This window comes from Bacillus sp. FSL K6-1284 (assembly GCF_038002625.1).
Taxonomy (GTDB): domain Bacteria; phylum Bacillota; class Bacilli; order Bacillales; family Bacillaceae; genus Bacillus; species Bacillus paralicheniformis.
Map to the genome: position 1 here is coordinate 4,101,837 of NZ_JBBOCW010000001.1, position 21,275 is coordinate 4,123,111.

At 46.8% G+C, this 21,275-nt stretch carries 23 protein-coding genes; 7 read left to right on the forward strand and 16 right to left on the reverse strand.

The genetic code is table 11. The features are described from left to right. Positions 1–15 precede the first annotated feature (15 nt). The 4 genes from celB to MHB72_RS20975 form a co-directional block, all read right to left on the reverse strand. Positions 16–1,368: a PTS cellobiose transporter subunit IIC gene (gene celB, locus MHB72_RS20955; protein ID WP_216919255.1), complete on the reverse strand. Its 1,353-nt coding sequence runs from the start codon at positions 1,366–1,368 to the stop codon at positions 16–18. Between the two features lie 14 nt (positions 1,369–1,382). Further along, entirely contained in the window at positions 1,383–1,688 is a 306-nt protein-coding gene (gene licB, locus MHB72_RS20960) for a PTS lichenan transporter subunit IIB (protein WP_003186297.1), read from the reverse strand. A 126-nt stretch (positions 1,689–1,814) separates the two neighbouring features. Then, positions 1,815–3,761: a BglG family transcription antiterminator gene (locus MHB72_RS20965; protein ID WP_145625111.1), complete on the reverse strand. Its 1,947-nt coding sequence runs from the start codon at positions 3,759–3,761 to the stop codon at positions 1,815–1,817. A gap of 326 nt (positions 3,762–4,087) precedes the next feature. Next, positions 4,088–4,678 carry a DNA-3-methyladenine glycosylase gene (locus tag MHB72_RS20975; protein ID WP_020453407.1) on the reverse strand — a complete coding sequence of 197 codons (591 nt, stop codon included), beginning with the start codon at positions 4,676–4,678 and terminating at the stop codon, positions 4,088–4,090. Between the two features lie 226 nt (positions 4,679–4,904). Between MHB72_RS20975 and MHB72_RS20980 the strand changes: the two genes are divergently transcribed. The 4 genes from MHB72_RS20980 to prpB all read left to right on the forward strand — a co-directional run bounded on the left by MHB72_RS20980 (position 4,905) and on the right by prpB (position 9,173). Continuing rightward, positions 4,905–5,576: a GntR family transcriptional regulator gene (locus MHB72_RS20980; protein WP_003186304.1), complete on the forward strand. Its 672-nt coding sequence runs from the start codon at positions 4,905–4,907 to the stop codon at positions 5,574–5,576. 75 nt (positions 5,577–5,651) lie between these two features. Continuing rightward, the gene (gene mmgD / locus MHB72_RS20985; protein ID WP_020453408.1) at positions 5,652–6,767 is read left to right on the forward strand and encodes a citrate synthase; all 1,116 of its coding nucleotides are present in this window, start codon (positions 5,652–5,654) and stop codon (positions 6,765–6,767) included. A gap of 36 nt (positions 6,768–6,803) precedes the next feature. Beyond that, the gene (locus MHB72_RS20990) at positions 6,804–8,243 is read left to right on the forward strand and encodes a bifunctional 2-methylcitrate dehydratase/aconitate hydratase (RefSeq protein WP_216919253.1); all 1,440 of its coding nucleotides are present in this window, start codon (positions 6,804–6,806) and stop codon (positions 8,241–8,243) included. A gap of 12 nt (positions 8,244–8,255) precedes the next feature. Further along, entirely contained in the window at positions 8,256–9,173 is a 918-nt protein-coding gene (gene prpB / locus MHB72_RS20995; protein ID WP_026580301.1) for a methylisocitrate lyase, read from the forward strand. Positions 9,174–9,215: 42 nt separating this feature from the next. On the opposite strand, the gene MHB72_RS21000 is transcribed toward prpB, so the two are convergent. From MHB72_RS21000 to MHB72_RS21015, 4 genes are all read right to left on the reverse strand, one after another. Next, positions 9,216–10,409, reverse strand: a complete 1,194-nt coding sequence (locus tag MHB72_RS21000) for a chromate transporter (protein WP_216919250.1) — start codon at positions 10,407–10,409, stop codon at positions 9,216–9,218. A 12-nt stretch (positions 10,410–10,421) separates the two neighbouring features. Next, entirely contained in the window at positions 10,422–10,730 is a 309-nt protein-coding gene (locus tag MHB72_RS21005) for a PadR family transcriptional regulator (RefSeq protein ID WP_020453412.1), read from the reverse strand. A gap of 144 nt (positions 10,731–10,874) precedes the next feature. Next, positions 10,875–12,590, reverse strand: a complete 1,716-nt coding sequence (locus tag MHB72_RS21010; RefSeq protein ID WP_101561324.1) for an ABC transporter ATP-binding protein — start codon at positions 12,588–12,590, stop codon at positions 10,875–10,877. A 114-nt stretch (positions 12,591–12,704) separates the two neighbouring features. Continuing rightward, positions 12,705–13,367 carry a rhamnogalacturonan acetylesterase gene (locus MHB72_RS21015; RefSeq protein ID WP_340904196.1) on the reverse strand — a complete coding sequence of 221 codons (663 nt, stop codon included), beginning with the start codon at positions 13,365–13,367 and terminating at the stop codon, positions 12,705–12,707. Between the two features lie 318 nt (positions 13,368–13,685). Here MHB72_RS21015 and bslB (MHB72_RS21020) point away from each other — a divergent pair, with 318 nt between their 5' ends. Then, the gene (gene bslB, locus MHB72_RS21020) at positions 13,686–14,270 is read left to right on the forward strand and encodes a biofilm surface layer hydrophobin BslB (RefSeq protein WP_023856952.1); all 585 of its coding nucleotides are present in this window, start codon (positions 13,686–13,688) and stop codon (positions 14,268–14,270) included. A gap of 226 nt (positions 14,271–14,496) precedes the next feature. Next, positions 14,497–14,970, forward strand: a complete 474-nt coding sequence (gene bslB / locus MHB72_RS21025; protein ID WP_023856950.1) for a biofilm surface layer hydrophobin BslB — start codon at positions 14,497–14,499, stop codon at positions 14,968–14,970. A 40-nt stretch (positions 14,971–15,010) separates the two neighbouring features. Here the strand turns inward: bslB (MHB72_RS21025) and MHB72_RS21030 are convergent, their stop codons facing one another. The 7 genes from MHB72_RS21030 to sigY form a co-directional block, all read right to left on the reverse strand. Beyond that, positions 15,011–16,240 (reverse strand): multidrug effflux MFS transporter, encoded by a 1,230-nt coding sequence (locus tag MHB72_RS21030; protein WP_216919248.1) that lies wholly within the window; start codon positions 16,238–16,240, stop codon positions 15,011–15,013. A gap of 109 nt (positions 16,241–16,349) precedes the next feature. Further along, positions 16,350–17,126, reverse strand: coding sequence for an ABC transporter permease (locus MHB72_RS21035; RefSeq protein WP_216919246.1), 777 nt, complete (start codon positions 17,124–17,126; stop codon positions 16,350–16,352). Continuing rightward, on the reverse strand, positions 17,123–18,010 hold the full coding sequence (locus MHB72_RS21040) for an ABC transporter ATP-binding protein (RefSeq protein WP_216919245.1): 888 nt from the start codon (positions 18,008–18,010) through the stop codon (positions 17,123–17,125). The genes MHB72_RS21035 and MHB72_RS21040 overlap by 4 nt, the downstream gene beginning before the upstream one ends. Next, complete coding sequence (locus MHB72_RS21045; protein ID WP_020453420.1) at positions 18,010–18,222, reverse strand: PLD nuclease N-terminal domain-containing protein; 213 nt, start codon at positions 18,220–18,222, stop codon at positions 18,010–18,012. Before MHB72_RS21045 ends, MHB72_RS21040 begins: the two co-directional genes overlap by 1 nt. After that, on the reverse strand, positions 18,219–18,437 hold the full coding sequence (locus tag MHB72_RS21050; RefSeq protein WP_302052703.1) for a transcriptional regulator: 219 nt from the start codon (positions 18,435–18,437) through the stop codon (positions 18,219–18,221). Before MHB72_RS21050 ends, MHB72_RS21045 begins: the two co-directional genes overlap by 4 nt. Beyond that, positions 18,438–18,761 (reverse strand): YxlC family protein, encoded by a 324-nt coding sequence (locus MHB72_RS21055; protein WP_025810584.1) that lies wholly within the window; start codon positions 18,759–18,761, stop codon positions 18,438–18,440. Continuing rightward, positions 18,758–19,291, reverse strand: coding sequence for an RNA polymerase sigma factor SigY (gene sigY / locus MHB72_RS21060; protein WP_216919677.1), 534 nt, complete (start codon positions 19,289–19,291; stop codon positions 18,758–18,760). Before sigY ends, MHB72_RS21055 begins: the two co-directional genes overlap by 4 nt. 153 nt (positions 19,292–19,444) lie before the next feature. Here sigY and MHB72_RS21065 point away from each other — a divergent pair, with 153 nt between their 5' ends. After that, positions 19,445–20,656 (forward strand): MFS transporter, encoded by a 1,212-nt coding sequence (locus MHB72_RS21065; RefSeq protein ID WP_216919243.1) that lies wholly within the window; start codon positions 19,445–19,447, stop codon positions 20,654–20,656. Positions 20,657–20,675: 19 nt separating this feature from the next. Here the strand turns inward: MHB72_RS21065 and MHB72_RS21070 are convergent, their stop codons facing one another. Further along, positions 20,676–21,107 (reverse strand): enoyl-CoA hydratase, encoded by a 432-nt coding sequence (locus MHB72_RS21070; protein ID WP_216919241.1) that lies wholly within the window; start codon positions 21,105–21,107, stop codon positions 20,676–20,678. Positions 21,108–21,275 lie beyond the last annotated feature (168 nt).

A 21,275-nucleotide genomic window follows, 5' to 3' on the forward strand; every position in this document is an offset into this window, starting at 1 on the left:
CTTGGCACCCCTTTTCTATACACTGGCCTGTTGACCGTCGCTTACGGCCGTTCCGGCCTCCAGTTCGCTCTCTTCTCTCAGCTTTTGTAGATCCCACATTCTAAAGAACGGATAGTATACGACAAACGAAATCAACAGATTAATCAACTGCATGACCGCTCCGGAAATTTTCCCTCCTGTTGCTAAATATCCGGAAAAGCCGGGCGGCATTGTCCACGGCACCGCAATCCCAGCCGGCTTTGCGACAAGACCTGTACTCATTCCAATATAGGTTGCCGTTAACATTAACAGCGGCGACACGATGAACGGAATCAGCAGCATCGGATTCATGACGATCGGCATGCCGAAAATAATCGGTTCGTTGATGTTAAAAATAGCGGGACCGATGGCTAATCTGCCGAGCTGTTTCATCTGTTTGCTTCGCGCTCTAACAAACATCGTAATGACCAAAGCCAAAGTGGCGCCGCTTCCGCCGATGTTAACCCAAATCTCAAAAAACTGTGTCGTAAATATGTTTGGGAGCGCTTCACCGGCTTGGAAAGCGAGACGGTTTTCGTCCATCGCACCGTACCAGATCGGCGACATCACTCCGCCGACAATGTTTGCTCCGTGAAGGCCGCAGGACCACAGCAGCATTTTCACAGTTTCGGCTATAAGGCTTCCGCCGAGACTGCCTCCAAGGATGGACAGAGGTGTGCCTAAAAGTACGTTGACGACATTATGGAGGCTTCCAAACGGCGTCATCTCAATTAAAAGGCGCGCCCCCCAAATCGAGCCGATAACGGCGAATCCCGGAATCAGAGCGATAAATGATTTGCTGACAGCCGGCGGTACGCCGTCCGGCATTTTGACGACAATATCCTTTTTAACGACCCAGCGGTAAACCTCAGTCGAGAACATTGCAATCAGCATGCCGACAAACAGACCTTTGCTTCCCATTAATGAAATCGGGATGCCGCCCGACACTAAAATTTCCTCTGTTGCGCCTTCCGGTGTGAACGGAATCTGGTAGGGGGTCGCAAGCAGAAAAGCTGCTACGGCAATGGCACCTGATGACAGAGCATCAATGTCGTATTTTTCGGCCAGCCGGTAGGCGATGCCGAACGTTGCGATCAACGCCATAATGTCAAAGCTGACATTAACCGGGTAGCTTAATTTATCAGCCCATTGCTCGCCGAAAATCCCCGCCATGAATTCCGGATATCCCGGAATCGGCAAATTGGCTAAGATGAGAAACAGCGATCCGATAATGATTAATGGCATGGTCAGAATAATACCGTCTCTGAGTGCCTGCAAATGGCGCTGGGCGGCAATTCTGCCGGCAACCGGCATGACCTTCTCCTCTAAAAACGCATTAAACTTATTCACTTGTGCCGCCTCCTTTAAGAGCCGGCAAGCTGTTCGGCGGATTTTAACACCTCTGCCCCATTACAAGTTCCGTAATGGACCGTATTGATGACATCGACGGGTACACCTTTCGATTCTCCTAATTTTTTTAATTGCGGGAGCATGTAACGGACTTGCGGGCCAAGAAGCAATACGTCGGCTTTATCGATATGATTCTGAACCTCTCCTCCGGAAACGGCCCAGATTTTATAGTCTTTGCCTTGTTCCTCTGCACTTTTTTCCATTTTCGTCACAAGCAGACTCGTTGACATTCCTGCAGCGCAAGCTAGTAAGATATTCATGTTCATATGTCCCCCTTTTACGTATCGTGTATGATCTCTTTTACAGTTCCATCATACAATGAAACCGCTTTCATATACACTTAATGATTTTCCTCATTGAAGAGGAAAAAAGACAAGGGGACATCTTCATTTTGCATATCGATGAGCCGGCCTGCTTTTTTTGAAGACGGACATAAACTCCCCGTACGTTTTGCATTTCAGAAGCTCCCGGACAATGACCCTGTCATCTAAAACACGGCCCAAAAATTTGTACATCTCTTGCAAATTTGCTGTATTGTCCTTTTCCACGCAAAGAAGGCAAACGAATTGAACCCTCTTATTCTCCCAGACTATCGGTTTTTGCAGCGTACAAACCGCCCAAAAAGTCGAATCGGTTTTTGGTGCCATCGGATGCGGAATTGCAACCAGATTACCGAAGCAAGTGGGCGCAACGGCCTCCCGTTCAAAGACGGAGGCTTCAAGCCCAGCGTCTGCAAGCCCTGATTGCATCACTTTTCCGCACAGAAAGCGGAGGACCTCCTCTCGGGAAGACAGACTTTCCTGCAAAAAGACGAGCTGTTTTTTCGTATAGGTCGAAGCGATTCCGTCATCTTCAGCAAGCACCTGTTCTATTTTCGTTAAATCTCCCCCTCCCAATATGGCGTTAACTTGAATCACCGGAATAGGAAGATCAGCGGACAGCGGTATGGTGCTGATGACAAAATCGAGTGCATGGAGAGACATTTGATTCAGCTTGTAGTAATCAACTGTTCCAAGGATTTCAAGCTTTGAACCGAATGTAGCCCGCAGTCTGTCTTGAAGCAGCATGGCGCTTCCGGCTCCTGACGCGCAGACAATCATGCAGCGTTTTGAGGGCCTGTTCATGTTTCGTCTTTCCATGGCTGCGCCGATATGCAGAGCGAGATAGCCGACCTCGCTTTCCTGAATGTCAAATCCCGTCTCTTTTTTGATGACTTCACCAGCTTGAATCCCGGCTTCAAATGCGAGGGGATAATTGGCTTTAATTGCGTCCAGCATCGGATTTCTGATATTCATGCCGTATCTGCAGCGATTCAGAGCCGGTTTCAGGTGAAGACCGAGACCGATTTTTAATTCTTTGTCATTCCCAATGCCAAGGGTAAATTTTTGATCGATGGCTTTCATGATCAATTTCGTCACCCGGTCTGTCTCTTCATCCATCATATTTTCGATTGCATCGCTGCGAATGGAGGCCATAACCGTCCTTTTCGCGCCAAGCAGATGGATGGCGATGTAGGCCGTTTCTTTATCCGGAAATGCCACTTGCAGCTTTTGTTCAAGAGTGCGGACAATCTCCTTCGCCACTTCATATTCTTTATGATTCATAATCTCCTTTACATCTTTGGAATAAAGAGAAACATGTTTGCCGCTTCGAATACGTTTGCATGCAATGGCGACGTGAATGAGAAGGTTGTTTAGTCCGATATCTGAAAGAGAAATGTGATCTTCGCTTATTTTTTCTAAAATCGTCTGACGGATCATAGCCAGCTCTTCTTTTGGGAGGATGGATATCCGGGTGTTCATAATATCAATATCCGTTTCCCGCTTTGGAAAAAGGTGCTCTGCGATGCAGGATCGCAGCTTCATCTCATCTCCCTTCAGCTTAAAGCCGTAATTCGGTTTGATCTCCAGTTCGATGTCGTAAGGTTTAAGCCTTTTCTTCACATCTCTCATATCGTTTTGGACCGTCGATTTGCTGATAAACATCTCACCGGCTAAATCTTCAAGTTTGACATACTCCTCAGTTAAGAGAAGCCTTTTTAATAAATAGAGAATACGCTCATTCGGAAAAACGGGAGTAGAAAGCTCTTCATGAAATGTGTGCTGCAGAAGCTGGCGAAAGAGGCGGTCATTCTTGATGGAGAGCCGATAGCCTGCACCTCTGATCGATTGAACGGCAGCGCCGTTTTTGGAGAGAAGCCGGTCTAATTCTTTCACATCTGACCTGATCGTCCGAGAGGTCACATTTAGCTCATTGGCCAAATATGTGCTGGTTAACGGTGATTCTGCTCCTATCAATTCGCCGAGGATAAGCTTAAGCCGAGCATTGAGCATAGAAAAAGACCCTCCCACTAAGATACTTGAACCGAGACCAAACCCATACACTCAGGTATATTCATTCTTTTTGTGAAATTTGTCTCATAGTTAAGTAAATTCTATTATGGCTGCGCTTTCAAGTCAATTTGGCCTTTCTCCAAGAAAAAAAGCCGGTTTACCCGGCTTTCAGATTCTTTTTCTCTCTTCGGCTTTTGATGATTTTCCATGCGATCGGATAGATGACAGGCGCCCATTTGACGGCGCTTTTAAACACTTTTTTCATAGCTTGACTCCCTCCTGTTTTTTTATTGTTTTCCCTGTTGAACGGGAGCCAAACCTTTTAACTATCTTGAGACATAGCGGTTTTCTTTTATCCAGAAACGCCAAGGGTATTCCCTCGCTTCTCCAGAGTTGTCAATTCCAATTCGCGGGCCGCACAAAATGTTCTGAGGTTCATATCCTTTTGCGATATAAAGCGGCGGCGATGTCAGCGGTCTGCCGTAATCGTTCATCGTGATGGAAAGCGCTTTTGTCAGCTTTCCCGGTCCGTTCGTCCAATCGCGCGGTTTCTTTCCGCTCCTTCGCTTCTCCATCAGCGCGAGGCCTTCATGGGGTTCAAGCGCTCTGATCAGCACGGCCTCAGGTTCATCGGCTCCTCCGCTTACAACATTGATGAGTGTGTGGGTGTGCATGGTGTACGTATAGACCAAGCCGGCTTCATGAAACATGATTTCCGTACGTTTCGTCCGGCGGTTGCCGTAGCTGTGCGCCGCTCTGTCCCCGGGCCCTCTATAAGCCTCTGTCTCCACAATATATCCTGAAGCAGTCCCTTCTTCTGTTTCCTTGACAAGAAGACAGCCTAACAGGGATTGAGCGAGTTCAATTGTTGGTTTGCTATAAAATTCGAGCGGGAGAGGTTCGTGAGCTGGATTCATTTTTGGATGGCCTCCTTTTTGCTCAAAGGCGAAATGCCTCTTTGTCGATTGTGATATATTTTACCATTTTCGACAGACGGGATGCCAGAAAATGAAGGTGCCTTGATTAAGATGAGGATCTCCCATTGATTTTATTTTTCAGTCTTTCATGGATGACATTGACATATCTGTATTATTGTATACAATAATAATTATATTCTGAAAAAAGGAGGCGAAAGCTTTTTTCATGCACTCTTCAAATCCAGTCAAAAGACAGTCTGCAAGTGATTACGCTTACAATGAATTAAGAACGAAGATCATCGAACTTGAATACCCTCCCTCTGAACAGCTTGCTGAAGACAGTCTTGCAAAGGGTTTAAACATCAGCAGAACTCCTCTTCGCCAGGCTCTTTACCGGCTGGAGCTTGAAGGATTGGTCAGTAAACAGCCGAACGGCCGGCTTCGCGTATGCCCGATTTCGCTTGCTGAAGCGAAAGAGGTTTTTAAAGTTCGGGAAGCGCTTGAAGGACTGCTCACTGCCGAAGCCGCACAGCTGGTGACACCGGAGAGCCTTCATCAGCTTGAAGACCGCATCGAACTGATGAAACTGGCTGCCGTAAAGGGCCGCAAAACAGATACGGTCAAATACGGATCAGAATTTCATTCCATCTTGCACGCCATCAGCACAAACGCAACCGCAAAACGTTTTCTGGATCAGCTTGAAAGCAGGATTGAACGGTATCGCAGAATCAGCGGATACAAAAATCCTGACTACAAACCGTCTGTATCTTTCAATGAACACTTGGACATTTTTAATGCCGTCAAAGAAAAAAACAGCGTTTTGGCAGAAGCCGCCATGCGTTCCCACATTAAACGAAGTTTGCGTTCCATTGAAGAAACGCTGGAACGTTCATACTAATCCGCCGAACAGCCAATGCCATTCTCACAGCACGTTTTTGACACAAAAGTTAAAAAACGAATAAGAGGTGGAAAAATGGGCAAACAAGGTGTATTTAAACCGGGATTAGAAGGCGTTATTGCTGGGGAAACGAACATTTCCTTCTTAGATACGGAAGCGGAACAAATCGTCATTAAAGGCTATGATTTAATCGAACTTGCAGAACAAAAAACATATCTGGACCTCGTCTATCTCCTCCTTCAAAATAAACTGCCTGATCCAATGGAATTGCAAGGAATTGAAAGCGCTATAAAAAATTCGTATGAACTGCCCGGCGGAATCTATACCATTCTGAAGGCGCTTCCGAATAACACCCATCCAATGGATGCGCTCCGAACCGGGATTTCCGCTTTGGCTGGATATGATCCTGAATTGAATGACAGGTCTCCATCAGCAAACAGAAGCAAAGCGCTGCGCTTGATCGCACAGGTTCCGAATATTACCGCCAACAGCTACCGCATCCTTCACCAGAAAAATGTCATCACGCCTGATAAACAGCTTTCATTCAGCCAGAACTTTTTATACATGCTGACGGAAAAAGAACCGACTCCGGAAGAAACAGCCGTCTTTGATCAGACATTAATGCTGTACAGCGAGCACGAAATGCCGAACTCCACATTTGCCGCAAGAGTGATCGCATCGACAAACACAGACATATACGGTGCTTTCACAGGCGCCGCTGCATCGCTTAAAGGACATTTGCACGGCGGCGCGAATGAAGCAGTGATGTACATGCTGCTCGAAGGAGAAACAAAATCGGGCTTCTGCAAGCTGATTGAGCATAAGTTAAGCAGAAAAGAAAAAATCATGGGCTTCGGCCACCGCGTCTATATGAAAAAAATGGACCCGCGCGCAGCCCTGTTGAAAAAGGCGCTCTATTCGCTATCTCATAAAACCGGCCGACAGGATTTATATGAAATGTGCGATGCCGGCGAAAAGCTGATGCGCGAAGAAAAAGGCCTGTATCCGAACCTCGACTACTATGCGGCTCCGGTCTATTACCTGCTCGGCATACCGATCGATCTCTATACTCCGATATTTTTCGCGGCACGTTCTGTCGGTCTAAGCGCGCATGTCATTGAACAGCACGAAGACAACAGGCTGTTCCGCCCGAGAGTTCACTATACCGGACCGCGTCATCTTCATCCATAGTTCGCCTTTGATTCAGAAAGAAGGGAGATAAATGTTATGAAAACAGAAAGTCAAACGCTCCAAAATTGCGATCAATTGCTGGAAGAGATCGCAGACTATACGGTAAATGCCAAGATTTCAAGCGAAGAAGCGATTGAAACCGCCCGCTACGTCTTAATGGATACACTGGGCTGCGGCATTTTGGCGCTCAAATACCCGGAATGCGCCAAACATCTCGGCCCGATTGCCCCGGGTACCGTCGTCCCGAACGGCACCCGCGTCCCGGGAACGCAATTTGAGCTCGATCCTGTTCACGGAGCCTTCAATATCGGCTGCATGGTTCGCTGGCTCGATTATAATGACACATGGCTGGCAGCCGAATGGGGCCACCCGTCAGATAACCTTGGAGCGATTTTAGCCTGCGCTGACTATGTCAGCAGGCAGCGGCTCGCGGCGGGCAAGGAACCGCTCACCATTCACGATGTATTAACGGCAATTGTGAAGGCTCATGAAATCCAAGGCGTCCTTGCTCTCGAGAACAGCTTAAACAGAAACGGGCTTGACCATGTGCTGTTTGTAAAAGTCGCCTCCACTGCTGTGGCATGCTCACTATTGGGGGGGACAAAACAGGATGTTGTCAATGCCGTCTCCCAAGCCTGGGTCGATAATTCAAGCCTGCGGACGTACCGTCACGCTCCGAATACCGGTTCGCGAAAGTCCTGGGCAGCCGGTGATGCGACAAGCCGCGGCGTGAGGCTCGCAATGATGACCTTGAAGGGCGAAATGGGATATAAAACCGCTTTGTCCGCTCCAATGTGGGGTTTTCAGGATGTCTTATTCGGCGGAAAAGAATTGACGCTCGCCAGACCGCTCGACTCTTATGTCATCGAAAATGTCCTTTTTAAAATTTCGTATCCGGCGGAATTCCACGCACAAACGGCTGCTGAAGCCGCGATCAAGCTTCACCCTGAAGTGAAGAACAGACTTGATAACATCGATCAAATCGTGATCACGACGCACGAATCGGCCATCCGGATTATCGACAAAACAGGAGAATTACAAAATCCGGCTGACCGTGATCACTGCCTTCAGTATATAACAGCGATCGGGCTGATCTACGGCGATATTACCGCTGACCATTACGAAGACGAAACCGCGCAAAATCCGGAAATCGACAGACTGCGCGAAAAAATGACCACAGTCGAAAACAAACAGTATTCTACCGATTATCTCGACCCGGAAAAACGCTCGATCGCCAACGCTGTTCAAGTGTTTTACAAAGACGGCACACAATCGGAAAAAATCGCGGTCGAATACCCGATTGGTCATCGGCGCCGCCGCAACGAAGGCATCCCGCTGTTAAAAGAAAAATTCACCAATAACTTAAAAACGCGCTTTCCGGCGGGGCAAGCGGAGCGAATCAACGCCCTGCTGAATGACCCTCGCCAATTAAGCGGTACACCTGTGCCGGACTTTATGGAATTGTTTGTGATTTAGGAGGTTTTGAATATGTGGATTGTCTCGAAACAATCAACTCAGGAAGAACTGGCCAATACATTCAGAAAGCTGATGAAAGCGCCTGATATTTTGAAAATACCAGGCGTTCATGACGGGATGGCAGCCATTACCGCAAAAAACATCGGCTTCAAAGCGCTCTACCTCTCCGGGGCAGCCTACACGGCAAGCCGCGGACTCCCTGACCTCGGAATGATTCATTCCCAGGAAATCGCTGAAAAAGCCAGCGAACTTGTGAGAGCCGCAAATCTTCCGCTTTTGGTCGATATCGACACCGGCTACGGCGGTGTCCTAAATGCGGCGCGCACGGCGGCCGAAATGGCTGAAAGCCGGGTCGCAGCCGTTCAAATCGAAGATCAGCAGCTGCCTAAAAAATGCGGACATTTAAATGGAAAGACGCTTGTCCCGGCAGAAGACATGATCGCAAAAATTAGAGCGATAAAAGAAACCGCCCCTTCACTCGTCATTGTGGCACGCACGGATGCAAAAGCAGCGGAAGGAATGGAAGCCGCCGTCAGACGCGCCAATTTATATGCCGACGCGGGAGCCGATGCCATCTTTCCGGAAGCATTAACGAGCGCAGCCGAGTTCAAGGAAATGGCCTCATCCATTAAAGCGCCGCTCCTCGCCAATATGACCGAATTCGGAAAAACGCCTTATTACACGGCTGACGAATTCCAAATGCTCGGCTGCAGCATGGTTATTTACCCGGTAACCTCCCTGCGCGCTGCCGCAAAAGCTTATGAACGGGTCTTCGCAGAAATTTTCGAAAAAGGCACGCAAAAGGGTGTACTCGATGACATGCAGACGCGCGAAGAATTATATGATGCGATTCAATACTACGACTATGAAAAACTGGACGAAAATATCGCCAAAACGGTGCTTCCCGAAATCGGAAAAGAACACCGTTAATACGAGAAAAAAGGCTGCCGAATTGTCGGCAGCCTTCTCCATTTACAGCAATTGCATCAATGCACCGCCGGCAGCACCGGCCGCAACGATGATCCATGGCGGAAGCTTCCAGTAGACAAGCAGGCTGAATAAAACCGCGGCGAATGCAAAATCAACCGGCGCCAATATCGAGCTGGTCCAGATCGGATGATAAAATGCGGAAATCAATATTCCCACAACGGCTGCATTCACTCCCATTAAAGCGCCTTTCACATTAGGATTGCGGCGCAGCGTATCCCAGAAGGACAGCGTCCCCAAAATCAGCAGGAACGCCGGCAGAAAAATCGCCGCTGTGGCGAGCAATCCGCCTTGCCAACCGTTGATCACCGCACCAAGATATGCAGCGAATGTAAACAAAGGCCCCGGAACAGCTTGAGCGGCTCCATACCCGGCTAAAAATGCCTCTTCGCTTAACCAGCCCGTCGGAACAAATTCCCGTTCTAATAACGGCAGGACCACATGCCCTCCGCCGAAGACTAAAGAACCCGACCTGTAAAAACTGTCAAACATGGCAATCCAGCTGGAAGATGTCAGTTCTCTGAGCATCGGCAGCAGTATGAGAAGCCCGAAAAACAAGCTGAGACAAACCGCCGCAAAACGGCGCGACACTGGAAACCGCATGACAGAATCATCTGTCTCAACTTGCTCTTTATAGATGAGATAACCGGCGAAAGCGGCGAGCAGGATGACTCCGACCTGTGTAAAAGCCGTCTGCCAGAGAAGGGTGGCGACTAGAGCAAACAGCGCGATCGCCTTGCGCCTTTTATCAGGTGTCAGCTTTTGCGCCATCCCCAAAACAGCATGGGCGACTACGGCTACGGCTACGATTTTCAACCCATGAATCCAGCCGGCTGTCCCGATATCGAAGCCTTGCAGAATCATAGCAAATAATACGAGTGCTATGACAGATGGGAGAGTAAACCCGATGAACGCTAAGATGCCTCCAATGATGCCGGCTCGCATGACGCCGATTCCGATCCCCACCTGGCTGCTGGCAGGGCCGGGCAGGAACTGGCATAAAGCGACCAGATCGGCATAGTTTTTTTCGTCCATCCATTTTCTTTTGCGGACATATTCAGCATGAAAATATCCCAAATGGGCGATCGGCCCTCCAAACGATGTCAATCCAAGCCTGGTTGAAACGAATAGAATTTCAAGCAGCGACCTCAAGCTTCGGTCCGCTTTATGCATTGTCATCATTTCACTCCTCTATTCTTTAATTTCTTTAAACAGTTCATATGCTTTCAACCTTGCTTCCTTCAGTACGCTTGCTCCTTTTTCCGTAGTTGAGTAGTATTTTCTGATTTTCCCGTCCACATTCTGTTCTTCTTTTCGAAGAAGTCCGTCAGATTCCATTGAATGAAGGATCGGATACAGCGTTCCCGCACTGATGTTATATCCGTGCTCTTTCAATTCCTCAAGCATCCACAAGCCGAAAATCGGATGTTCGCTGGCGTGGTGCAAAATATGAATTTGAATAAATCCCAGAAATAGCTTTCGCAATACTTTATCTTCCAATACCGCACCCCCTTTAACGAAACTCAATATCGAAATCCGATATCGACAGTTTATAACGAAAGTGTAGCAACGGTTCTCTCTCTTTTCAAGGTCTTTTGCCATTAAAAAAACAAGCCCAAACATGGGCTTGCCTGTTTCAAACATTTACGACTGATACTGTACACGATGAAGATTCGCAAAAATACCGCCGCGCTCAACCAGTTCATCATGTGTTCCTTCTTCTGCGATTCCGTTTTCTGTCACGACCACAATCCGGTCGGCATTGCGGATCGTAGCAAGTCTGTGAGCAATGACAAGCGTCGTCCTGTCTTTTGCGAGCTCTGTCAAAGCGTTTTGAATCACCTGCTCCGTCTCTGTGTCAAGTGCTGATGTGGCTTCGTCCAATATGAGAATCGGCGGATTTTTAAGAAACATCCTGGCGATTGCGATCCTTTGCTTTTGGCCCCCTGACAGCTTCAGCCCTCTTTCGCCGACTTGGGTCTCATAACCGTCCGGGAGCGACTCGATCAGCTGTTCTAAATGCGCCATTTTGGCGGCCCGCTGAATCTCTTCATCTGTCGCATCCAGTTTTCCGTAGGCGATGTTTTCGCGGAGCGTCCCCGTAAAAAGAAACACATCCTGCTGGACGATGCCGATTTGCGAACGGAGAGAACGTTTTGTCATGTCGCGAATATCGATGCCGTCAATTGTGATAGACCCGCCGTCTATATCATAAAAACGCGGAATCAGCGAGCTGATCGTCGTTTTGCCCGCTCCCGAAGGGCCGACAAAAGCGACCGTTTCTCCGGCTGTAATTGACAGATCGACGCCTTGCAGGACGGGTTTATGTTTTTCATAGCCGAACGTCACATTCTTGAAGACGATGTTTCCTTCCAACAGCGGAACATCAATCGCATCTTTGCGGTCGACAATCTGCGGCTTTGTATCGATCAACTCCGTAAACCGCTTAAATCCTGCCATTCCTTTCGGATAAAGCTCCAAAATGGCGCTGATTTTATCAATCGGCTTAAACAACACGTTGACATAAAGAACAAACCCGACGAATTCCCCGTAGGACATATTTCCGGAAAAACTGAGCCAAGCTCCGTACACAAGCACTGCCAGAATCATCAGCCGCGTCATCAAAAAGGTCCCGGCAGTCGTGAGAGCCATCGTTTTGTAGCCTTTCAGCTTCGCCTTGCGGAACTTTTGATTGTTCTTTAAAAACCGGGAAATCTCAAAGCGCTCATTCGTAAAAGATTGAACGACGCGAACGCCTGAGACGCTGTCCTCAACCCTGGCGTTAACATCGGCGATTTCGCTGTACATCTGGCGCCAAGCGCGGTTCATCCTGATATTTGAATAAGTGATTAAAATAATCAATAACGGCACAAACAGAACAGCAACCAAGGCAAGCTTCACATTAATCGTCAGCATGATCCAAAATGCACCGAAAAAGGTCATCACGGCGATGAACAAATCCTCCGGTCCGTGATGGGCCAGCTCTCCGATATCAAACAGATCATTTGTGATGCGGCTGATGATATGTCCAGTTTTTGTATTGTCAAAGTAGCGGAAAGATTGGCGCTGTACATGTTGGAAAAGCTCCTGGCGCATATCCGTTTCAATATTGATGCCGAGCTTATGCCCGAGATAATTGACAATGTATTGCAGGCCCGTGCTGAGCAAATAAATCAGTAAGAGGCCGATACTAACCCAGACAATTTCAAGCCAGTCTCCCCCGGGAATCAGCGTATCGATGAACCACTGAACGACTAGGGGAAAAGCCAGCTCAAGCACTGCGACGATGATCGCACTGCTGAAATCGATGAAGAACAGACGTTTATGAGGTTTATAGTATGAAAAAAAGCGGCGTATCATAAGATGATGTGCACTCCTTTTGAGAATCTTTACGAGATTGATCGTATCACAGTTTGGCATCAGAAGTGCAAAAATTTTGAAAAATAATTGAAAATTATTCTCAAGTAGACTGTTTTATAAAGGAATTCCCGTTTCTTTTGCTCCCTGTGCAACAAGCTTAGCCATTTCATTTGCACCGAAATCGCAAAAATGGGTGTCGTCCCTGGCTCCGTCCGGATAGTTGGGGTGTTCCCCCGGTTCAAGCCATAAAAACAGCTTTTTGGAAGCTTCCGGGCCCAGCGATTCAAGCAATTGACGGCTTTTGGAGGCGAGATCGATGAGCGGCACCCGAAGCTCTTCAGCAAGCTGTATCATCGCATCAGGATAGTCGCCGTGGGTATTTTTGAACCGGCCGTCGCTTTCAAATGATCTTCTCTGGACCGGTGTAATGAGGACCGGATTGGCTTTTTTTAACCGGGCGTCATCTATATACCGGCGCAAATGCTGCTTGTAAGTTGTAAATGGCTCTGTATAGCGATCATCCGGCTTTTGGTCGTTATGACCAAACTGGACAAACAAATAATCGCCGCTTCGGATCTGTGTCATGATTCGCTCCAGCCTGCCTTCTTCAATAAAGCTTTTTGAACTTCTCCCTGATGCCGCTTCATTGCCGATCAAAACACCGTCGCTTAAAAACGCGCCAATTTTCTGTCCCCAGCCTGCACGCGGCGCCCTGTCGCTATCATAATCGCAAACCGTTGAATCCCCGGCCAAAAACCACTGAACGTCTCTCATTATCCATCCCCCTCATTCCTTTTTGTTTTATATTAAAAGGCCCCTCAAAGAACCGCAACCCAACATACATATTTGCCCATTTTGTTCTTTATACGACTCCTTTTTATAAAAAAGGCTATAAATTGATAGAAAACTATCAATTTATACTAATTTTTTTTAGAAATTTATCTAAAAATATTTACTTGGATGGTAAATGGTGATAGATTAAGTAAACAAGAAAAGGAATATAGTTGATCGCGATCTCGTTTCTACCTTTTCTTGAAAATAATAGGACGTCCTCTACTTTTTAACTTTAACATTGCATTTAGGAGGAACTTATCGATGCTTAAACGAAAATTCATTCGCAAAATCAGTGTTGGTCTATTAGCTTCTGCAGCATTGTTTTCATTTATCATTCCTACCCAAGGGGCAAATGCCCAAGAGGTGAAAACAAATCATTTTAGAGGACCGATCTTTTGTCCGCCGCCATTCAAGCCGTGGCCTAAGCCGCAGCCGCCTCAAAAACCGCAGCCGGATTATCCGCAACCGGATAACCCGACTCAGAAGCCTGTGCTTGAGGCAAAAACCATTAACAGCAATAAAGAGTGGTCAACTTCTGACATCGAAATTACTTATAAACCAAACACTTTTGTCGGTTCAAGCTATGTTGAATTTCATTTTCCATACCGTTTTCATGCAAGCACAAGAGATACACTAAATGGAAAAACACTTGACTATACACAAATTTTAAATGATGGACAAACGGTCCGAGTTCCCGTCTATGCTTTAAGCTCTTCTGAGTTCAAATTAGTGATGGTTCGGAAAACGCTCCCAAATGCAGGGACTCACAGAATTACTGCTGAACTGCAACAAAATGGAAAAAACATCAACCATGCTGAAACAACTTTGGAGATTGTTCCTCGTTAAATCAATGTTCGGCCTGCCGGCATCAATTTGCCGGCAGCCGTTCTGCTGTATTTCCCTTTACATATCATGCATTTTTTAAAAGTTTTTAGAATTTTTCTCAAAAAATATTTACTTGAATGGTAAACGGTGATAGATTGATGGAGCAGGAAAAGGAATATAGTAGATGATGAACTTATTTTTTCCTTTTTCATCTTTTTTAACAACATTCATTAGGAGGGGGAAGTACATGTTAAAACGTAAATTTATCGGTAAAATGGGAGTCGGGCTATTAACTTCAGCAGCATTGTTTTCTTTCATTCTTCCGACGGAGGAAGCGAGCGCCACTTTTTTCAGAAACGCTCCGACGCTTCATGTCGAAACGGTTGACAGCAACAAAGAGTGGACAACCTCAGACATTGAAGTCACTTACAAACCGAACTCTTTTGTCGGTGCAAGCTATGTTGAATTTAACTTTCCATACCGCTTCCATGCGAACACAAGAGATTCGCTGAACGGCAGAACACTGAACTATACACAAATTTTAAATGACGGGCAAACCGTCAGAGTGCCGGTTTATGCTTTCAGCTCTTCTGCGTTCAAACTGGTCATGGTTCGGAAAACGCTTCCAAACGCAGGAACCCACAGAGTCACTGCGGAGCTGCAAAAGTTCGGACGAAACTACAACCACGCTGAAGCTACAGTTGATATCCTGCCACGCTAAAACATTTCAGCCTGCCGGCAAAAGAACCGGCAGGCTTTTTTCATTTAAGCGCTGCCCGCCGAACCAGCATGTTAAAACAAGCGAGCGCGCTTATATTGCAAAACAGAATGACGACTGCCATCGGTAAAGCTGTATGGCTTCCGCCAATACCGACGAGCGGCGCCGCGGCAGCTCCTAAAATAAACGGAAGCAGTCCTAAAAGCGCAGATGCGCTTCCGGCCGATTTACCCTGGCTCTGCATCGCTAAGGATCCGCTGGTCGTCGTCACGATTCCGATGCAGGAAACCACGACAAACAGCGGAATTAAAATCAGAATCAGCGGTGCTTTGAAAAAGACAGAAACAAATAAAACAACGCTTGCGGTAAAAGACAGCAGCAAACCGCTCCGCAAAAGGGAAGCTTCGCCGAACCGGCCGGCAAGCCTGCCCGTAATCTGGGCCGCGATAATGATGCCCAAGCCGTTTAATGCGAAACAAAAACTAAAGGCTTGCGCCGACAATTTGTAAATGTCCTGCAAAACAAACGGAGAGGCCGATATATAGCCGAACATCCCCGCTACGATCAGCCCTTGCGCCAAAGCGTATCCCATAAATGTGCGCTGGCCGAAGAGCCTTCCAAATGATACAAACGTCTCTTTAAACCCGCCTGCCGTGCGGTTTTCCGGAGACAGCGACTCTTTCACCCCGAATATCACGGACAAAATCATCAGCAAGCCAAAAAGGCCGATAATGAAAAATACGCCGTTCCAAGTCGTCCATTTCATCAGCTGGCCGCCCGCTACCGGGGATATGATAGGCGCAATCCCGTTAACCAGCATCAAGAGCGAAAAGAACTTTGTCAATTCTGTACCAGAATATAGATCACGGGCAATCGCGCGTGATATGACAATGCCGCCTGCACCCGCTGCACCTTGAATAAAGCGCATCGCAATCAAGACCCATACAGAGGATGTCATAGCACATAAAAATGAGGCCGCGGCAAAAACGGACAGCGAAACGATCAGCGGGAGCCTTCTTCCAAGGACATCGCTGAAAGGACCGATGACAATTTGGCCGATTGCCAGCCCCAGTAAACACGATGTTAAACTGAGCTGAACGACGGAAGCATTCGTATGTAAATCAGATGCCATCTGTGGAAGGCCGGGCAAATATAAATCGATCACAACCGGACCGATTCCCGATAAAATACCCAATATGACAGCGATCCATACCCTGTTCGGCTTAACTTTTGACTGAGCCGCAAGATCTGCCTGGCTGTTAAGCGTACCCATTGGATCACTCCTTTTTTATATTTTGAAATACGCCCTCGAAACCTTTCAATGTATTGTACACCTTAAGCTATGAAGATAACAATTAGAAAAACCGGGCAAGCCCGGCTGATTAGTAAGATTCATATCTTTTAAAAACAAAAACGGTGCACATGAACAAAAGAAGCACAATTCCCAAAGACGAAAACACCATCCAGCCGAAAGCATTATCCCATGAACCATGCATGATAAAATAGTCAGCCTGGCTTTTCGCCTTATCAGGCATCCATTCGGTAAAACGGGGAAATAAGGAACCCGCCAGTGAAACGAAGGCGATGAAACTGATGCTCATGCCGGCAATCCCCCCGATACGGCGAAACAGGGCACCGAAAAACATCGTGACCGACATGACAAATACAATCCATATACTGTACACGAATAAACTAAATAAGAACCGGTCAATTTCAACCTTGCCGAATAGAAGGTTTGTATAATAAAAAGCCAAACCGTAGCTCACAGCAAACGAAACCAATACGAGCAGCACCTGCTGAAGCCACTTGCTGCCGATATACTGCAGCGGGCTGACAGGTCTCGCCATCACCAATGAAAGGGATCCTTGGTTTCGTTCGTGGACAATGCTGCCCATCACACTGAAAACGAAAATTGCAGTACCAATCGTGCCGAACTGGGACAAGGTGCTCGCCATCACCTCTTCACTTCCCGGCTTTGGTATGTCGATCACAGCTCCCTCAGGCAAATTCCCGGCCATATCGATAATCTGAGGCATATAATACAGGCTGAGCGGCTGAATCAAGCCCAGAAGGATCAAAATGACAGGCAGCCAAAGCAGCTTTCCGTCCCTCCAGCTTTCCGTCCATTCTTTTTGAAATAACATAAAAAATGAATTCATAGCCCCATCACCTTCAAATACATATCTTCCAAGGACATCGTTTTTTGTTCAAAACGAACAATCGATACTTGTCTGCTCAAGCATTCAGCCAACAGCCGGCGACTGTCAGACCGATCTGTTAAATAAAATTCAGCTTGTGAAGGCTTATGATACACGACTTTGCTGACATAAGGCAGGTGTTCCAGCCATCCTTCAAGGCTTTCTTCAGCTGTCAGGATATAAGATGGCTTTAAATGCCGGTTCTTCAATCTGTGAAGCGGACCAGACCATTTGACAGCCCCTTCTTTCAGCATGATCACTTGATCGCACACCTCTTCGGCATCATGCAGCACATGAGTCGAAAATAGGATGGTCATCTTCTTTTTTAAATCCTTCATCATATCAAGCACTTCGCGCCGCCCCGCCGGATCCAGCGCGGAAACAGGTTCATCCAAAATCAACAGCCTCGGCTCATGAACCAAAGCCTGCGCCAGCCCGAGCCTTTGCTTCATCCCTCCTGAAAAACCGCTGATTTTCCGGTCTTCTTCCTTTTCCAGACCGACATAGCGCAAAGCGGTTCGACTCTTTTCCAGGGCTTCACGACGTTTCATTTTAGAAAGTCTTGCAGCAAACACCATATATTCCAAAGCTGTCATCCATGAAAAAAATGCAGGATGCTGAGGCAAATATCCGATTTCCAGCCTGTTTATCGATTCCCTCCCCAAAAAGCGGATGCCTCCTGATGTAGGCGCCAATAAACCGGAAAGCATTTGCAATGTCGTCGTTTTTCCCGCTCCGTTCGGCCCGAGAAGGGCAACGCATTGCTGATATTCAAGGTCGAAGCTGACATTTCGGACAGCTTGGTGCTGCTGGTACATTTTTGTTAAACCATTGACGGACAGCATCACACACGCCTCCTTTCATATGTTTTTTTACCGATGATAAAGTAAGAGACGGGACCGACAAAACTGATCCCGAAAATGATCAAAATCCACATCCACTTTGGGCCATTCGTTTTCTCCTGTTTGATGCAATTGACCAATGCGGACACTGCTAAAATGAAATACAGCACAATGAAAGGAGCGAGCAGCGCCCAAGGTATATCTGTTTCAGTCATGATGACGGCCTCCTTTTCTTATGAAACGGCCTTACAACAAATAAATAATAGAATAATAAAGGCATCGGTATTTGGATCAAGCCCCATATGCCCCAAAACCACGCATTGGCTCCTTTTTTCTTCGCATTAAGAAATAGAAAGATACTCTGCGCAAATAAAAGCGGTGAAATGTAAAGCAGCAGCATCAATTTTTCCTGAGTCATATCAAGATTCATTTAATCAGCCTCCCCGTCAGCCGCACGCCGCCTTTTTTCTAATAGGGCGAGCGCTGGCAGCAATATAAGCGCCGCACCCTGCACCATGATAAAAACAGCCGGCACTTGAACGGAAATCGTCAAGTAAGCCGATAAAATCACCAGCGCCATGACGATAAAACAAAGCAATTCCTTTTTGAGCGCCCGCTTGCGTTCTTGCTTAAACCGCGCTAAACGCTGATTCAGTTCAAATACTTGAGGAACCGGCGGCACAAAAGTATCATCCATTCTTTCGAGTTCGCGTTTCAACTGTGTAATCGTTTCTTTTTCGTCTCGGTCGTTCACTGTCCGCACTCCTTTCGAATCTTCTTTAATCCATGATGCACGCGCGATTTGACGGTACCTTCTTTTATTTTCAGCATGTTTGCCACTTCAGGATAAGTAAACCCGTAATAGTGCCTTAACAAGATTGGCATTCTGAACTCTGGCTCAAGAGCAGCAAAAAGCTCCAAGTATTCGCTCCATTCGTGGCCGTGAAGGGCAGACTTCCATTTCATTTTTCGCAAGGCTTCCTCTCCTGCTGCTTGCGTTTTGCGGTTTTCGCGTTTTTTCCGGCGCTGATGGTCGATAAACAGCCGGGAAGCAATTGAAATCAGCCATGTTGAAAATTTCGCGTTGCCTTGAAACTGATGAAGGCTGACATACGCTTTCAGCATCGTTTCCTGGACCAAGTCCTCTGTGAGATCTGGGTTCAGCGTTAATTTCAGAACATATTGATATACAAAAGGATAGTGAAGCTGAAACAGTATCGTAAAAGCCTCATCTTCCCCGTCTTTTGCCCGTATGATCAGTTCTTTTTCATCTGCTTGATCCACTAAAACGCCTACCCCCTTTCTTTTTGTCTCTGTATCTAGGACGACGGCTGCAAGCAAACCGTTCAATTGTATTTCAATAAGATAAAAAATCATCTTGTTTTCCGAGCGGGGTTTATGATGTACTGGAATTTAAAGGGGTGTGAGTAAAAAGGGATGGAACTGCAAAAACAAATCGTCTATGAAGAAAAACAAATTTTAAGGAAAGATCATATCATCTTTTGGGGTGCCGTCTTTTGTTTCTGGTTTGCTACATACATCTATGTCCCTGTTTTCGGATTATATTTAGACAACATCGGATTTTCATATTCAGCGATAGGAATAATACTCGGAAGCTACGGCGTCACCCAGATATTACTGCGGTTTCCGTTCGGCATCCTGTCAGATGTTCTTTCGCCGCTTAGAAAACAGCTGTTGATCAGCGGCTTTGCAATGTCTCTGTTGAGCTGCTGCATATTTCTGTTGTCCGATTCGTTCATCATGGTGATCACGGCCAGGCTGCTCGCCGGTATGACTGCGGCGATGTGGGTGATGGCAACCGTTTTATACTCGCAGTATTTCACAAAAGATCAATCGTCAAAAGCGATGGGCATCCTGCAGTTCTTAACGGTTCTCCCCCAATTTGTCAGCATGGCTGTCAGCGGATACCTCGTCCATTTGTTCGGCTGGATGTTTCCGTTTTGGATCGGTGCTGCCGTTTCATGCATCGGGCTGATTCTGTCATTTTACATTAAAGATAACGGCCCCCGCCATACGGCCAAGGAGATGGCTTTGTCAGACTATGTTAAACAGACGTTGCGTCTTCCTGATTTAAAAGCGATTACAACATTATCGTTTTTAGCCCATGCCGTGCTATTTATGACCGTGTTCGGTTTCACGCCGATTTACGCGGAATCGGTCGGCATCGATGAGAAACAGCTGATTTGGGTCATGTGCGCTTTTTTTGTTCCGCAAACGCTGGCTTCCGTGTGGTGTATCTTTTACAAAGTAAAGGCCGCCGATGCACTGATATGGATATCTTATGTGATAACGGCTGTTTTCTTTTGCTTGCTGCCGTTTGCCGAGACTCTTTTCGCGGTGTGTGTGATCCACGCCGTGACAGGACTGACATTGGGATTTATTTTTCCGCTTTTGGTCAGCAAAGTCGTTCAGCTTGGTACGCCTCAGCTCAAAATGTCTGTGATGGGTTTCTATCAATCTTTTTATGCGCTCGGTTTCTTTCTCGGACCGGTTGTGGCGGGAAAAGTGGCTGAACTGTTCGGGCTGCGGGAGGTGTTTTGGTTTGCCGGAGCTTTGTCATTGGCGGGAGCAGGAGTGATGCTCGTTTCAAAGCAGTTTTCGATACGTACAAAAAGCAGGCGGGGATGATGCCTGCTTTTTGCTTTGCTCAATAAGATATTTTAGCAGAACCGGCAGGATACCAATAGCCATTCTGCGCTTTTGCCCATCCGTAAACCATATCGCCTGAATTGACCTTTTCTCTGATCAGCTCAAGCCTTTCGCTCGAGTTTGCCTCATACCTGCTTCCCGTTTTCGCTGGTATTTTCACAGATAAAATGTTGTCCTTCAATGTATCAGGCTCCTCATCAGTGCTTGTCCATGCGACTCTTTCATAATAAGTCTGATTAAACGGACTCTCCAATCCTTTAATATAAAAGCGGACTGTTTTGCCAACCACCTTGACATCTGTATATGCCGTGCTGTAGGGATGAATCGATTCCTGAGAAATTGACTTTCCGTATGCCAAAACAGACGTTCCGCCGGCACTGCAAAGCATGATTCCCAACATTAAAACGATAGCTGCCAACTTTTTCAACATGAAAACTCCTCCCTTTTGTTTTTGTTTTCTATACATGTTTAATTTTACCATATAGATCGTTTGCTTTTTTGCTGTGAGTTTGTACATTTATTGAATATAGGAAAATATTAGTTTAATAATGTGAAGCGGGCTTTTATAATGATGAGTTGCTTTTGCTCGTTATTTTTC